The organism is Natronosalvus halobius (assembly GCF_024138145.1).
GTDB classification, from domain to species: Archaea; Halobacteriota; Halobacteria; order Halobacteriales; family Natrialbaceae; genus Natronosalvus; species Natronosalvus halobius.
In genome coordinates this window covers 411,718-426,680 of the sequence record NZ_CP099997.1, presented here as the reverse complement: position 1 = coordinate 426,680, position 14,963 = coordinate 411,718, and the positions used below count along the sequence as shown (strand labels likewise).

Below are 14,963 nucleotides of genomic sequence, written 5' to 3'. Positions count from 1 at the left end.
GCACTTTGCCTCCACAATGCACGCGAATTGGGCCGGATACTCGGGCCGTACGACGGCACTATCGATTTTGTAGTGCAAGTTTACGCGGATCTTCCTCCACATCGCTCATTAGGGTCGCGGCCTAACCCACGGGCATGAAGCTTCGACAGAACGCTCGTCACTTCGCCTCCCGGAAGGCCCTCGAGACCCCAGTCGTTCGCTCGGTGGCCATTTCGGGTCTCGTTCGCCTCCACACGAAAATTTTCCTGGGGAAAGCCGATCCGGCCCGCGCCGACGAGCGCAAGGCCCACCTGGACGGCCTCTTCGAGGCGACGATGGACAGCTACCTCGAGGCCCTGCGCGCCGGGTACTCCGAGGCCGAGGCCCGCGAGATCACGCACATCCAGGCGAATTTCGACTTCTACAACCACGGTTGGACCGAAATGATGGAGTTCCCCGCCGACGAACTCGAGGACCACTACGACCGGTACCACGACTTCTTCGCGACCTGGGGGATCACGATCGATCGACCCCTGGGGGAGTTCAGGCCCGACGGTGGGCTTCCGGAGGCGCCGTCGACGCCCGAACGACTCCAGAACCCGGAGCATCCCCACGCCGAGGGCGGGTTCGCCGACGACGTCTACGTCGAGAACGAAGACGGTGAGTTGGTCGTCGGTGGCCAGGATGAGCCAGGGACAGTGGACGTCTCGAGAGCCGTCGGCGTGAACGACGAGTCGCTCGAGGAAGAGTAGCCGTTACGCCGTCCGAAATTGAATAGCCGGCGAACTCCCTCGCCCATCAGAACGGACGGTATCGAGAAAAGTGGTTTCGGCGAATCGATTTCACGATCAGCGCTGCCCCTCCGACCCCGAATACCAGCGCGAGCAATGCACTTGACTGAACTCGTCGACGGTGTCGTCTTCGCCTCGTCTGGTCGCCTCGTCAGTTCTTCCCCGGCGCAGGCCACCGCGGATCGATTGGCTCTTCGATGCGCTCGAGGTCACCCTCCGTCAACTGGAACCCGACGGCTTCCACGTTCTCCTCCAGGTGATCGATCGACCGCGGGCCGACGATCGGCGCGTCGACGACGTCCTTGTGGAGGAGCCAGGCCAGCGACACTTGTGCAGGGGTCGCGCCCCGTTCCTCGGCGAGCTCTTCGATGACCTCGAGAACGGCCCAGTTCTCGTCGGTGAAGCGCCGTCTCGTGTACTCGTCGGTTGCGGCCCGCCCCTCGTCGGGATCGTCGTCCTGGACGTACTTTCCGGTCAGAAAGCCGCCGGCCAGGGGCGACCAGGGGATGACGCCGACTCCCTCGCCTGCGCACACGGGAAGGAGATTCGCCTCCTCGTGGCGATCCACGGCGTTGTACTCCGGTTGCATGCAGACGAACCGCTCGATGTGCTCGACGTCGGCGGTGTACAGCGCCTTCGTGAACTGGTAGGCGGTCATCGTGCTCGCGCCGACGTAGCGAACGACTCCTTCGTCGATCAGGGCGTCGAGCGCGCGCAAGGTCTCCTGGATCGGCGTCTCCTCGTCCCACCGGTGGATCTGGTAGAGGTCGACGTAGTCGGTCCCGAGGCGCTCGAGACTCGCTCGACACTGGTCGAAGATGTGCTTCCTCGAGAGGCCCTGCCGATTCGGCCCGTCGCCCATGCGCCCGAACACCTTCGTCGCGATTGCGAGTTCGTCCCGGTCGTAGGGCTCGACCGCCCGGCCGACGATCTCTTCGCTCTCCCCGCGGGAGTAGACGTTGGCCGTGTCCAGGAAATTGATCCCGAGATCCAGTGCGCGCTCGACGATCTCGATCGATTGCTCCTCGTCGTCGATCATCCAGGGCTCGGCGCTCCCGAAGTTCATGCAGCCCAGACAGAGACGAGAGACCTCGAGTCCCGTCTCGCCCAGGGTCGTGTACTCCATCTCGTCGGCGTAGCCGATCGTCCGATCCGCCATACCCCGTCACACACCGGTATTCGATAAAAGCGTGGGGGGACTGACGTCGTGTTCTCGGTCGTGACCTCGTCTTCCACCCCGACCTCGTCCTCGTCCTCGACCTCCACGATCGCGGCCACAGAACGTCGCCTACCACCCTGCCGATTTCCGAGTGGCTAAGTACCCCGGCGCCAGCCGTTTGACCACTGACTCGCATGTCTCTCGATTCGAACGACCGCTCGATCGCCGGTTTCACCATGGCGGGTCACGCCCTCGTCCACTGGTTCGAGACCTCGATCCCGATATTCCTCGTCGTCTGGCTCGCCGAGTTCGACGTGAGCGTCACCCTCGTCGGGTTCGTCGTCGCGCTGGGGTACGCCCCCTTCGGCATCGGCGCCCTTCCCGGCGGCGTCCTCGCCGACCGGTACGGCCCGAAGCGGCTCATCCTGCTCTGTCTGCTGGGGATGAGCCTCGCGTTCGTCGTCCTCGCGGCGGCGTCCATTCTGGAATCCATCTACGCCGTCGCCGTCGGCCTCCTGCTGTGGGGTATCGCCGCCAGCGTCTACCACCCCGCCGGACTCGCGCTCATCAGCACAGGCGTTGAGGAGCGTGGCACCGTCTTCGCCTGGCACGGCATCGCCGGCAACTTCGGCATCGCCCTCGGGCCGTTCGTCGCCGCCACGCTGTTGATCGTCCTGGAGTGGCCCGTGGTCGCCGCCCTGCTGGCGACCCCCGGGTTCGTCGCCGTCGCTTACGGGCTCAGTGCGAACTTCGACGCGACCGCCGCGGTCGCGGACGACGTCGACGCCGGGCCGGACGAGGCACTCTCGCTGCCGGAGTTTCTCGCCAACTCCCGGGCACTCTTCGCCAGCGCCTTCGCCATCGTCTTCGTGCTCGTCACCTTCGAGGGGCTGTACTACCGCGGCGTGCTCACCTACCTGCCCGAAATCATGACCGGCCTGCCGGCGCTCGAGGGACTCGAACTGTTCCCGACGCTCGAGCGCTACGACATCGATCCCGGTTTCTACGTCTACGTCGGCCTGCTGGTCGTCGGCATGGCCGGTCAGTACGCCGGCGGAAAGCTCACGGACCGCGTTCCAGCGGCTCGCGGGTTGGCCGCACTCTTCGCCGTCCTGGCCGCCCTCGCGCTCGCGTTCGTCCCCGTCGTCGACCGTGGCCTGGGCGCCCTGCTCGCTCTCTGTGGCGTCCTCGGCTTCGTCCTGTTCGCCATCCAGCCGTTCTACCAGAACGCCGTCGCCGTCTACACGCCCGCCGACAGTCGCGGGCTCTCCTACGGTTACACCTACCTCGGCGAGTTCGGGTTCGGCGCGACCAGCATCGCCATCGGCGGATTTCTGCTCGGCGAGGCGGGCCTCGCGACCTTCTTCGTCGCGCTCGCCGGATTCGCCCTCGTCGGAGCCACCCTGTCGGCCGCGCTCGCACTCGGCCTCGACCGCCTGTTCGACCGGACGGACGCGGACTCGAGCACCGACGCGAAGGCCTAGCGCGCTGCTTCGAACCGGTCAGTCGGCTTCTTCCTCCTGAGGGGCGGTTTCTGGATCGCGGACCTCGCGGAACTCCGTCGACCCGCACTGACAGCCGTTCTTCGTTCCGATCGGTTGCAGTTTTCCGTCGGGCCAGCTCGTGGCAGCGTAGGCGGTTCCACAGGTAGAACATGCGACGAGTGTACGCTCGCGTTCACTGGAGGGCATCGTTCGTGTATTCGACGGAGAACGATCATCAGGATTGCTTCGCGTTATACAAAACCCTTTTAAGCGATCTATCGGTCCGAGCGTCCCGTCTCGGAGAGCGTACTCCCCAGAATGTGCTTTATTCCGCGCCGAAGGCGAGAGGCGACGGCCTGCTGGGAGATGCCGAGTTCGTCGCCGACTTCCGACATCGTCACCTCCCGGGGAGTCTCGAAGTAGCCGCGGTCGAAGGCGAGTACCAGCGCTTCCTGTTGGGGATCGGTGAGTGCCGCCTCGGTGTTCGTCTCGACCGGTGTCAACGCGTGGAGACTCGTCAGCGTGACCGGTACGTCAAATCTCTTACAGTGTTGCTGGAAGGCCGCGATGTCGCTTCGGTCGTCACCGCGAACGTCGAACGTCCACTCCTGGCTCGTGCCGACGGCTTCGATGAGCGGTATCTCCGTCTCTACGAGCGCACTGAGCACCCCCGAATACTCGACCGACCACTCGACACGCAACAGGTACTCGTCCGCGACGGAGTCGACGAGACGGATGTCTCTGACGCCGGGATGTTCGGTAAACGCCTCCTCGATGTCGTCGACGACGGTTCCTCGCACCCAGAAGTAGGGCACTACCACGTCCTGTGCGGGGATAATCCGCTCCAGGGTGACCGTCACGTTCGGTAGCTGCTCGAATACGGTCCCCAGCGGGAACTGACTCGAGGGGACGGTAAACGTCGCTTCGGTGGCCATCGTTGAGTCTATTTGTTGGCATCGGCCTTCGATTTTGTGGAGCGGATCGAAACGAGAGACGTAGTTCGTACGGTCCATTATCGACAGGGAGTCTCATCCGACGAGGGTGGCCGTATCCGAACGGCCGAGATCAGGCCCGTCTACCTCGGGGTGAAACAAAACCTCAGCCGCAGCGGACCACACCAGTTTTGTCCGCCCAGTCGAACCCTCGAGCATGATCGAGGCGACGCTCTGTTTCGTCCTGGACGGCGACGATGTGCTCCTCATCGAGAAGCGACGCGGACTCGGCGAGGGGTGGTATAACGGACCCGGCGGCAAACTCGAGGACGGCGAGACGCCGAGGGAGTGTGCCGTTCGCGAGGTGCGCGAGGAGGTCGGCCTCGAGATTCCCCTCGAGGCACTCGAACGGGCCGGCGAACTCACCTTCACCCTGGACGGGGAGGCCCACACCGTCTGTCACGTCTTCCGAACCGAGACCTACGAGGGCCAACCGGTGGCGACCGCGGAGGCCCGCCCCGAGTGGGTTCCAATCGAGGAGGTGCCCTACGACCGCATGTGGGAGGACGATCACATCTGGCTGCCCGCGGTGCTCGAGGGCGATACCGTCGAGGGAACGTTCGCATTCGAGGGCGGCCGACCGCTCGACGAGGCCGAGTTCGTCGACTACGACCTCGAGCGCGGCGCGTCGCTGGAGGAGTGACCGCGTCGGCGCACGCGATTCGACTTATTTGCTGACGTTTCGGTCGTCGTCGGCGTGGACCTGAACCTCCACGCCGTTCGGTTCGTACGCGTTCGAAGCGTATCCTCCTTCGTTCCAGGGGTACTCGTCGTTCTCGAGGGCGTCACGCCAGGCGTCCGGTTCGGATATTCGCGACGGCTGTCGACGGCCCAGGTCGTCGGTCGCGCACGAAAGCAGGGTGTGGCGTCCCGGTTCTGCGTCCCAGTCGTACCGGAAGAGTCGCCACGTGCCCGCGTAGTCGGGCCCGAACAGTTCTGCATCGATCCAGGTATCGCCGCCATCGGTGGAGACCTGAACGCGGTCGACCGCGTCGTCGCCTGCCCAGGCGACGCCGCGTACTTCGACCGTCTCACCTGCCCTCACCGTGATCGGGGACGCTCCGTCCGGCGTGCCAATCAGCGACATCACGTTCGCGTCGAACGGGTACGGGTGCTCGACTGCACCCTCGAGCTGGGCCCACGTATCGTACGTGTCGACCGTCTCGTTCTCGTCGGGTTCGTTCCCCCTGGGATGGATACGATAGGACACCTGTTGCCAATGGGCGTGCTCTCCGGGGCGCTCGAGGCTCCCCTCGACGACCATCGAGTCCATGACGCGGAGTTCCTCGACCCACTTGACGTTGTTGACGCCGTACCAGCCTGGAACGATCAAGCGGACGGGGTAGCCGTGCTCTCGCGGCAAGGGCTCGCCGTTCATTTCGTAGGCCAGCACGCAGTCGTCGAGCGCCTTCTCGAGCGGAATCGACCGGGCGAATACGTCGTCGCCGTCCGACGGGTCGCCACCGATGGCGGTGAGCCATCGCCCCTCGGGATCGGTCACACCGTGGTCCCGCAGAATCGAACTCACCGGCGTCCCGGTCCAGAAAGCGGTGGCTGCAGCCTCGCAGTCCCACTGGACGCTGCCTGTCTCGGGTCGGTGTTGCCCCCGCCCGTTACCAGCACACTCCATCGTGTGTGCGACTGCGACCGTCGGATACTCGTCCCTGACGTCGGCCATCGAAAGTTCCCCGTCGAACTCTCCGGTGAGCGAGACGGTCCACGCGTCGGCGTCAGCGTCCGGAATGTCGTTTCGGTGGCAGACGAAGTGCTCCTCGGTCGGTGTCAGCCAGTTCGCGAACGTGCGTCGGCTGGCGGCCCCGAGGACGGTGTACTTGTCGGCTTCGTCTCTCGTCTCCGCGACGCCGCCCGCCTTCGCCTCCACGATCGCGTCGATCTCGCGGTGACGGGCGTCTCGCGGTCGTTCTGTGGCCATGCATATCGAACCACCCAGCAGCGCAAAATAGCTATCACTCGGCCATCGATCGACCGACCGACCCGCCTCCTCGGGTCGACGACCACGAACCGCTCAGGGTACCAGCACGACCTTCCCCATACTCTTTCGATCCTCGATGAACTGGTGAGCCTCGGCGGCGTCCTCGAGCGCGAACGTCTCCCCGACGATCACCTCGAGTTCTCCTTCGGCCAGCCCCTGGGTCAGATCCGGAATCGCCTGCATGACCCGCTTCGGATCGTGTCGAGACGCCTGGCCGAGGTGGAACCCAACGACGGACTTGTTCTCGAAGAGCAGGCGCCGGTTTTCGGCACGCGCGGGTACCCCGCTTGCCACGCCGTAGGTGACCAGTCGCCCGAAGTGTGCGAGGGCGTCGAGGCTTCGGTCGAACACGTCGTCGCCGACGCTCTCCAGGACGAGGTCGACGCCCCGGCCGTCGGTCGCCTCCTCGACGGGGTCGCGGAAGTCGACTTCGGTGTACTGGATCGGGTGGCCACACCCGAGGTCGGCCGCCAGCTCGAGTTTCTCCTCGGTGCTCGCGGTGCCGAAGACCTCCGCGCCGGCCCGCGAGGCCAGCTGCACGGCCGCCGTGCCGACGCCACCCGCGGCGGCCTGGATCAGGACGGACTCGCCCTCTTCGAGGTCACCCCACTCGAACAGGCAGGAGTGGGCGGTCAGGAACTGGACGGGGAAGCCAGCGGCCTCCTCGAAGCTCACCCCGTCGGGGATGGGCAGGAGCATCTGTGCGTTTGCGGTGGCGTACTCGGCGTACCCGCCCCCGCCGAGCATGCCGACCACGCGGTCGCCTACCTCGAGGTCGACGTCTTCACCTGCGGCGTCGACGGTTCCGGCGGCTTCCATCCCGGGGACGTACTGCGGTTCCGGCCCACCCGGATACACGCCGCGTCGTTGCATGACGTCCGCGAAGTTGATCCCCGCGGCCTCGACGTCGATCCGAACTTCGCCCGCGCCTGGATCCGGTCGTTCGCGATCGGCGATCTGGAGGACGCCACTATCACCATATTCGGTGACTTCGATGGCTCGCATACCCCGTCTTCGTGACCGATTTGTATAAAGTCGAGAGAACCGGAAGAAACGGCCTCGCGGTTCCTTGTCGAGTCAGGGATGAGTGGGTCACCCGCCGACCGAGAGCAGTTCCGGCAGGTCGACGATCGAATCGAAGACGTAATTCGGTTCGTACGGTGCACTCGCGAGATCCGTCTCGTCGCTCGCACCCGTGAGAACGAGCGCCGTCGTCATCCCCGAGCGGACACCCATCTCGATGTCGGTCTCGAGGCGATCGCCGACGAGCAGGCACCGTTCGGGGGTGCAGCCCATCCTCGTCGTCGCGATTTCGACTGCCGTGGATGACGGCTTTCCGAGCACGCGGTCGAGAGATCGACCGGTAACACCCTCGATAGCGCCGATCATCCCGGCGGCGTCGGGAATTTCCCCGTCCTCGACTGGGCACGTACGGTCGGGGTTGGTCGCGACGAACAGCGTCTCGTCGTCGACCGCCTCGAGTGCCAGCTGGAGCGTCTCGTAGTCGAACGATCGGTCCATCGACACGACGACGATCTCCGTCCGCCGGGGATCCCGCGTCACGGTGATGCCGGCGTCCTCGAGTTCGGCAACGAGTGGTTGCTCGCCGACGACCAGCGCCGGTCGGTCGGGATGATTCGCCTCGAGCCACTCCGCGGTGATGGCTGCTGAGTTGAGCACGTCCTCGTCGTCGGTTGGAATGCCGAATTCGGTCAGTCGGTCGGCGTACTCTGGCGGCCGCTTCGTGGGATTGTTCGATAGGAACAGGACGTTTGAACCGGCTGCTCGAGCCTGTTCGACCGCGGCCGGGGCTCCGGGAACGATCCGGTCGCCCCGATAGACGGTTCCGTCGAGGTCGAAGATGATCCCGTCGAAGCGCATAGATGGGGGGTCAGCGCACCTTCGACCGAAGGTACGCCGAGATCAATTCGCTGACGAGGACGACCACGAGGATTGCAATGAGAATCGTCAGCACGCGGTGCCAATCGAGGAAGTTGATGCTGTTCTGGAGTTCGACACCGATACCGCCCGCACCGACGAAGCCAATGATCGTACTCGAGCGAACGTTGATGTCCCACCGGTAGACCGAAACGCCGACGAACGCCGGCTTCACCTGTGGGACGATTCCGTACAGCAGCGCCTGCGTTCTGCTCGCGCCGGTGGCACGGACGGCTTCGACTTGCGTCGGATTGATCTCCTCGATTTCTTCGGCGATGAGCTTCGCGACGAATCCGATCGACCGAAAGCCGACTGCCAGGACGCCGGCGAGGGCACCCGATCCAAAGAGAATCACGAAGATGATCGCCCAGATGATGACGTTGACCGAGCGCGTCGCGACGATAAGGAACTTTCCGAGCAGGTAGGTCGCCCGGTTTGGCGTGGTGTTGTCCGCTCCGATAAACGCGACCGGAAGGGCCAGCAGTATGGCCAGCCCCGTCCCGAGAATCGCTATATTGACGGTCTCGAGCAGCGGGCCGACGATTTCGTTCGCGTACGCGGCGTCCGGCGGATACATTCGGTTGAGGAGGTCCTGGACCGACTCGGGGGCCGTCTCGACGTATTCGTAGCGGACGTTGAGCGCCCGCCACGAAATGGCGACGGCAACGAACGTCACAAGCAAGCCGACGTATCGGACGAGACGCCGTTTCCGGCCCCTAGTGCTCCATTCGCCGAAGTCATCAGTTGATTCGATACTCATTGTATCCGCCTCCGGGTGTACGCACTCACGGCTTCACCGAGCAGGACGACGGCGATGATGACCAGGATGATCGCGACCGCGAAGTCGTACTCGTAGCGATCGAACGCGTTGATCAGCGTAATGCCGATGCCGCCCGCGCCGACGATGCCGATGATCGTACTTGCCCGAATGTTGATGTCCCAACGGTAAATCGCGAGGCCAGCAATTCGGGGTACGACCTGAGGATAGACGCCGTACAGCAACACCTGCAACGGGGATCCGCCGACCGCGCGAATTGCGTCCCGCTGGCTCTCGTCGATGTCCTCCAGGTCCTCTGCGAGCAACTTTGCGTAGAATCCAGGCGTGGCGAACACCAGCGCGATCACGCCGGCGAGTGGGCCGATCCCGACGGCGACGACGGCTAGAATTCCCAGCACGAGTTCGTGCAGCGCACGCGAAACGGAGAGGATCCCGCGGCCGACGTAGTAGACCGGTCGAGGGACGAGATTTTCGGCCGCCATCACGGCGATCGGGATGCTGATAATGACGCCGATGAACGTCGCAACGATCGACATCGCGATACTCTCGACCATGCCCTCGTAGATGAGTTCGCGCTTCCGTGGCCCGAAGTTCGGCGGGTACATCCCCTCAGCGAGATTCGCGGCGGCCTCGAAACCGGAAGCGAACCGATCGAAACCGATCCGGATTTCCCAGAGGCTCCAGAGGACGAACGCCGCGATAGCCAGGTAGATGGCGTACTTTACTGTGGCATTGTAAAATACCGTCGGCCGCTCCCAGTGTCCAGGATAACCGCCATCGGCGCGTGCATCTTCGCTCGAGCGCTCCCCGGTTGTTCCTTCGCTCATACGTCTCTGGTTGGGCTGCCTGCCGGGGTGTGCTCGTCCGTGCTCGAGTCTTCGAACTCCGATTCCGAGGAACGGTCGGCGCTTTCACCGCGGTAGATGACGTCGCGTGCCCACTCGTCGACGTCACTGGGGCCACCTTCGAAGACGATTTTGCCGTCGTGAAGCCCAATCACTCGGTCTGCATATTCGAGCGCGAGTTCCACCTCGTGGATGTTGATGAGCACCGGAATCGACTCCTCGCGAGCGATTTCCGTCAGGAGGTCCATCACGGCCCGGGATGTGTCCGGGTCGAGGCTCGACGTCGGTTCGTCCGCGAGCATGATCTTCGGTTGCTGAACGACCGCGCGAGCGATGCCGACGCGCTGGCGCTGGCCGCCCGAGAGTTCGTCCGCTCGCTTGTCTTCCATTTCGCCGAGACCGACCCGATCGAGAGTTTCGTACGCGTACCGAACGTCTTCCTCCGGGAAATTGCGGCGGAACGCGTCCCAGTTGCTGAGGTATCCGAGTCGGCCCGAGAGGACGTTCTCCATCACGGTGAGCCGTTCGACGAGTCCGTACTCCTGGAAGATCATCCCGACGTCTCGGCGCGTCTTCCGAAGGGCTTGCTTCGACAGCCCCGTGAGTTCGGTTTCGTCGAGCCACACCTCCCCGCCGGTCGGCTCAGTCAGCCGGTTGATACACCGGATGAGCGTACTCTTTCCGGCGCCGCTGGGCCCGATGATGGCGACGACTTCGTTGCCAGATACCTCCATCGAGGCGTTTTTGAGCGCTCGGTCGCCGGTTGGGTACGTCTTATCCAGATCGACAACTTTGAGCATCGGGTACTAGGCTTCGTCTTCTTCGTAGTCGACGCCATTGACCTGATGGTTGACGAGGATGTCGTGGTAGTGGGTTGCGTAATCGATTTCGACCCAGGTCCCTCGTCCTTCGAATTCCTCTGCGATCTGGGTATCCTGGTAGTCGTACTCCAGGAAAGCTCGCCTAACGCCCTCCTGAATGTCGGGATGGAGGTTGTAGCGGTAACAGAACGAGGTCGTGGGGAACGGCGCGCTGGCCCAGATACATTTGACCTCGGAGGCTTCGACGTCACCGCGCTCTGCTACGCGTGCGTAGCAGGTACTACAGATCGGTGCAACGTCGTAGTCGCCGTGGTAGATGCCCGTAGCACTGTTCTCGTGGCTGCCTGAGAACTCGATCTCGTAGTCTTCACCGGGGGTCACGCCGGCGTCGGTGAACAGGGCGTTCGGCGCGAGGTGACCCGAGTTCGACGACTGGTCGGTGTGAGCGACGTTCTTCCCGGCCAGATCCTCGAGTTCGGTGATCTCGTCGTTGTCGGCCTGGGTGATGACCCACAGCCGGTAGCCGAACTCCTCCTCGCCGACCTGGATGCTGAAGGGGACGGCGCCGGAATTGTTGACCGCGAATGGCGTCGATCCAGTCGAAAAACCGGAGACGTGCAGGCGCTCGTTGCGCATCGCTTCGATCTGGGCAGCGTAGGACTGAAGCGGATTATTGACGACCTCTTTTCCCGTCTCTTCAGCAATATTTTCGAGCAGTGGATCGAGCACGCCTTCGAAGACCGTGGGATCTTCGGTTGGCACCATCGCGAAGTCGAGGGTGTCGGGATCGAGCCACTCGCTCTCGTCGTCCGGCGTCTCCTGGGGCGAGTTGCCGTAGACGGGTTCGTCACGCTGTTCGAAGTTGTCGAGTTCTTCGATCGATCCGGTTTCGAAGCTGTGCTCAAGGAGTGTCGAGGTCAGCTGTGGGAATTCGGGATCTAGTGGATCGAATTCGGCGTAGTCATTCGAGTTCGAGCCATTCCCGTTCCCGTTGCCGTTACCGTCGTCTTCGTCGTCGTTTCCACTCAAGCAGCCAGCCAGCGTTGCACCACAGCAGGCACAGGCTGCCCCTTTCAGAAATCGCCGTCTGGAATCACCGCTAAATACCATAGTGGGAATAAATATAATGGACCATAATAAATATATCCCATCGTCGCTTCACTCCTGTGCCGAATAGTTGGGGGGTATAATAACCCTGCCGGGTAAACATTTGGGATAATTTACTTCGACGACGTTTCTTCTCGACCGATAGCGATGTGATCTCAGGGAAGAGATATTTACGATCGGAAGGTGCCGAGTAGGCGTAAAAAACTGCCCATTACCCGTAACGCTTACTTCACAAGGGTTTCGAACTGTAGCTGATGGAGTTGTGGGAGCGAATCGGTCGTCGTATCTCGGACGATCGGAACCGTCTCATCGTCGACGAAAACGCACTGAATCCGGCGGTCCGCCCCGACGAACCGATCGGGCACGGACCGATTATCGAACGACTTCTCGACGTCCTGGACCCGGCATTTAGCGGCTCGCTTCCACCGTCTTGTCACGTTTATGGTCCTCGAGGGTCCGGAAAATCCGTACTCGTTGCGAACCTGTTTCAGTTGCTCAGCGAACGGTTCTCGCCCGGCGATGCCCCGATCGTCACCACGACCCGAACGACCAACGTACCGCGGACGGAGTTCGTCTACGTCGACGCGCGCGGACGAACCACGTTCGAAACTCTGCGAGGCGTCCTCGACGCACTTACCGACGAGACCACGCCGAAGCGCGGGATCAGCCTCGACGATATCGAATGGCGATTGACGGATGCAGTCGCGGCGACGGAGCGCACGGTTCTCGCCATCGACCACGTCAGCGAATCTCGGTCGGGAACGATTCGAGACCACCTCCCCGCTAACGTGCCGATTTCGACGGTCACGGTCGACCGACAACCGATGGACACCGCCGATAGCACGGTTCGGATCCCGGCCTACTCTTCTGAAGCGCTGCTCGATATCCTCTTTACGCGAGCTTCGTCCGGCCTCTCGTCGAACGGGCTGAAGTACGCGCTTACGCGGGAGATTGGAGACTGGGCTGCCGGCGATGCGACGAAAGCGATTACCGCGCTGTACGCCGCAGCCATTTTCGCCGAACGAGACGGAGCGACGAACATCGGCTCCGAGCACGTCGGGGAGGCGATCGAAACCACCCCGGACCGGTGTATCCACGTTGAAACCATCGCGTCGCTACACGAGAGCAAGCAAACCGTCCTCGATCGGTTCGTTACGCTGAATCTCTCGGGCACGGAGATCGACGAATCAGCGGAATCGATCGCCGCTGACGTCACTCTCTCCGAAAAAACGGTCAAACGCCATCTCTACGAACTTGCACAGGATGGTGTATTGACTCGCATTCGAACCAGCGGAAACGGCCCGGGGCGACCACCGACCCGGCTGGAGCCCCGATTTTCCCCGCCAGTGTACCGCAGACTTCGCGGTCAGGACTGACGCCGCACGGCCTCTATCGTCTGCTCGGACTGGTTCCACAACGCTGACTCGGCGTCGATACGTACTACCGATCCCCTGTGACTGCTCACACACCTTCGCATCGTTTAAGAGCGCGCTGGCAGACTGTCGAGGTATGAGCGAAGAATCACAGGAACTCGGGATCACCGAGTCCAAGAATCATCGACCCGGCGAGTGGTACGCCGAGGTCGTACAGAAGGCCGGCCTGGCGGACTACGCCCCCATGGGCGGCTTCATCGTCACGAAACCCCGCGGGTACGCGCTGTGGGAGACCCTCCAGGACACCCTCGACGGCTGGTTCAAGGAGACCGGGGTCACGAACGCCTACTTCCCCCTGTTCATCCCCGAGAGCTACCTCGAGCGCGAGAAGGACATCGTCGAGGGATTCGACCCCGAGGTGGCGTGGGTGACCCACGGCGGGCACAACGAACTCGAGGAGCGCCTCGCCGTCCGCCCCACCAGCGAGTCGATCATCGCGCCCTTCATGGCCGAGTGGACGCGCAGTCACCGCGACCTCCCCATGCGACTCAACCAGTGGTGCTCGGTCGTTCGGTGGGAGGCGACGGACACGAAGCCGTTCTTCCGCACGAAGGAGTTCCTCTGGCAGGAGGGCCACACCGCCCACGAGACGAACCAGGGGGCCTGGGAGGAAGTGTGGACCCGCCTCGGGCAGTACGAGCGCGTCTACGAGGAGCTGTTCGCCATCCCCGTCCTGAAGGGGAAAAAGCCAGAACACGACAAGTTCCCCGGTGCCGACACCACGACGACCGTCGAGTGTCTGATGCCCGACGGCAAGTCCGTCCAGGGCGGAACGAGCCACCACCTGGGCCAGAGCTTCGCGAAGGCGTTCGACATCACCTTCGCGGACGAAGACGAGGAGGAGCGGACGGCGTACACGACCTCGTGGGGGCTCTCCTGGCGCGCACTCGGGGCGCTTATCATGACCCACTCCGACGACCAGGGACTCGTCTTGCCCCCCACCGTTGCGCCCACGCAGGTCGTCATCGTCCCCATCTGGCAGGAGGACACCGAGGAGCAGGTCCTGGGGTACGCGAGTGAGGTCGCAGACGACCTCGAGGCCGCGGGCTTCCGCGTCGAACTCGACGACCGCGACGAGCGAAACCCCGGCTTCAAGTTCAACGAACACGAGCTCGAGGGCGTCCCCCTCCGGATCGAAATCGGTCCCAACGAGGCCGACGACGGTGAAGTCACCCTGGTCCACCGCCCGGACAACGAGAAGACCGTCGCCGACCGCGAGGGCGTCGCCTACACGGTCGACGAGCACCTCGACGAAATCTACGAGAAACTGTACGAGGCCGCTCGAGAGACCCTCGAGTCGAACGTACGCACTGCCGACAGCCCCGAGGAGATCATGGGAACGATCGGGCGCCACGGCGGCTACGTGAAGGTGCCATGGTGTGGCGACCAGGCCTGCGAGGAGGTCATCAAGGAGAAGGTCTCCGCGGAAATCGTCCTCCAGCCCCTCGCCGAGGAGAGCGCCGAGACCGACGGCGAGGCTGCCGCGCCCGACGACGAAGACGCTGCCTGTACGGTCTGTGGCGAGCACGCCGATCAGCTGGCGTACTTCGCCAGGACCTACTGATCGAGCGTTCCCGTCCTTCTAGTCGTCTAGAGATCGTCCGCCTCGTTCGTCTCGAAACGGTTCTTCCATTCGTCTCGGG

At 63.4% G+C, this 14,963-nt stretch carries 15 protein-coding genes; 5 read left to right on the top strand and 10 right to left on the bottom strand.

Annotated features, from left to right (window positions below):
* Positions 1–134: 134 nt before the first annotated feature.
* Positions 135–731, top strand: coding sequence for a DUF6149 family protein (locus tag NGM15_RS02060; protein ID WP_253434637.1), 597 nt, complete (start codon positions 135–137; stop codon positions 729–731).
* 190 nt (positions 732–921) lie between these two features.
* Here NGM15_RS02060 and NGM15_RS02055 read toward each other — a convergent pair whose 3' ends face one another.
* Positions 922–1,896 carry an aldo/keto reductase gene (locus NGM15_RS02055; RefSeq protein ID WP_253438207.1) on the bottom strand — a complete coding sequence of 325 codons (975 nt, stop codon included), beginning with the start codon at positions 1,894–1,896 and terminating at the stop codon, positions 922–924.
* Between the two features lie 227 nt (positions 1,897–2,123).
* Here NGM15_RS02055 and NGM15_RS02050 point away from each other — a divergent pair, with 227 nt between their 5' ends.
* Positions 2,124–3,413, top strand: a complete 1,290-nt coding sequence (locus NGM15_RS02050) for an MFS transporter (protein WP_253434634.1) — start codon at positions 2,124–2,126, stop codon at positions 3,411–3,413.
* An 18-nt stretch (positions 3,414–3,431) separates the two neighbouring features.
* Here the strand turns inward: NGM15_RS02050 and NGM15_RS02045 are convergent, their stop codons facing one another.
* Together NGM15_RS02045 and NGM15_RS02040 are read right to left on the bottom strand one after the other, a co-directional pair.
* Entirely contained in the window at positions 3,432–3,620 is a 189-nt protein-coding gene (locus NGM15_RS02045) for a hypothetical protein (protein ID WP_253434631.1), read from the bottom strand.
* 68 nt (positions 3,621–3,688) lie between these two features.
* Positions 3,689–4,348, bottom strand: coding sequence for a helix-turn-helix domain-containing protein (locus NGM15_RS02040; protein ID WP_253434628.1), 660 nt, complete (start codon positions 4,346–4,348; stop codon positions 3,689–3,691).
* A 214-nt stretch (positions 4,349–4,562) separates the two neighbouring features.
* On the opposite strand from NGM15_RS02040, the gene NGM15_RS02035 reads away from it, so the two are divergent.
* On the top strand, positions 4,563–5,048 hold the full coding sequence (locus NGM15_RS02035; RefSeq protein ID WP_253434625.1) for an 8-oxo-dGTP diphosphatase: 486 nt from the start codon (positions 4,563–4,565) through the stop codon (positions 5,046–5,048).
* A gap of 24 nt (positions 5,049–5,072) precedes the next feature.
* Here NGM15_RS02035 and NGM15_RS02030 read toward each other — a convergent pair whose 3' ends face one another.
* The 7 genes from NGM15_RS02030 to phnD form a co-directional block, all read right to left on the bottom strand.
* Positions 5,073–6,338: a sulfite oxidase gene (locus NGM15_RS02030; protein ID WP_253434622.1), complete on the bottom strand. Its 1,266-nt coding sequence runs from the start codon at positions 6,336–6,338 to the stop codon at positions 5,073–5,075.
* 93 nt (positions 6,339–6,431) lie between these two features.
* Entirely contained in the window at positions 6,432–7,403 is a 972-nt protein-coding gene (locus NGM15_RS02025) for a quinone oxidoreductase family protein (RefSeq protein ID WP_253434619.1), read from the bottom strand.
* An 87-nt stretch (positions 7,404–7,490) separates the two neighbouring features.
* Positions 7,491–8,279 (bottom strand): HAD-IIA family hydrolase, encoded by a 789-nt coding sequence (locus NGM15_RS02020; RefSeq protein ID WP_253434616.1) that lies wholly within the window; start codon positions 8,277–8,279, stop codon positions 7,491–7,493.
* 10 nt (positions 8,280–8,289) lie between these two features.
* Entirely contained in the window at positions 8,290–9,096 is an 807-nt protein-coding gene (gene phnE / locus NGM15_RS02015; RefSeq protein ID WP_253434614.1) for a phosphonate ABC transporter, permease protein PhnE, read from the bottom strand.
* Positions 9,093–9,941: a phosphonate ABC transporter, permease protein PhnE gene (gene phnE / locus NGM15_RS02010; RefSeq protein ID WP_253434612.1), complete on the bottom strand. Its 849-nt coding sequence runs from the start codon at positions 9,939–9,941 to the stop codon at positions 9,093–9,095. Before phnE (NGM15_RS02010) ends, phnE (NGM15_RS02015) begins: the two co-directional genes overlap by 4 nt.
* Positions 9,938–10,759, bottom strand: a complete 822-nt coding sequence (gene phnC, locus NGM15_RS02005; protein ID WP_253434610.1) for a phosphonate ABC transporter ATP-binding protein — start codon at positions 10,757–10,759, stop codon at positions 9,938–9,940. The genes phnE (NGM15_RS02010) and phnC overlap by 4 nt, the downstream gene beginning before the upstream one ends.
* 6 nt (positions 10,760–10,765) lie before the next feature.
* Positions 10,766–11,890 carry a phosphate/phosphite/phosphonate ABC transporter substrate-binding protein gene (gene phnD, locus NGM15_RS02000; protein WP_253434608.1) on the bottom strand — a complete coding sequence of 375 codons (1,125 nt, stop codon included), beginning with the start codon at positions 11,888–11,890 and terminating at the stop codon, positions 10,766–10,768.
* Between the two features lie 251 nt (positions 11,891–12,141).
* On the opposite strand from phnD, the gene NGM15_RS01995 reads away from it, so the two are divergent.
* Together NGM15_RS01995 and proS are read left to right on the top strand one after the other, a co-directional pair.
* Positions 12,142–13,263: a Cdc6/Cdc18 family protein gene (locus NGM15_RS01995; RefSeq protein WP_253434607.1), complete on the top strand. Its 1,122-nt coding sequence runs from the start codon at positions 12,142–12,144 to the stop codon at positions 13,261–13,263.
* A gap of 133 nt (positions 13,264–13,396) precedes the next feature.
* On the top strand, positions 13,397–14,884 hold the full coding sequence (gene proS, locus NGM15_RS01990) for a proline--tRNA ligase (protein WP_253434605.1): 1,488 nt from the start codon (positions 13,397–13,399) through the stop codon (positions 14,882–14,884).
* Positions 14,885–14,963: the final 79 nt, after the last annotated feature.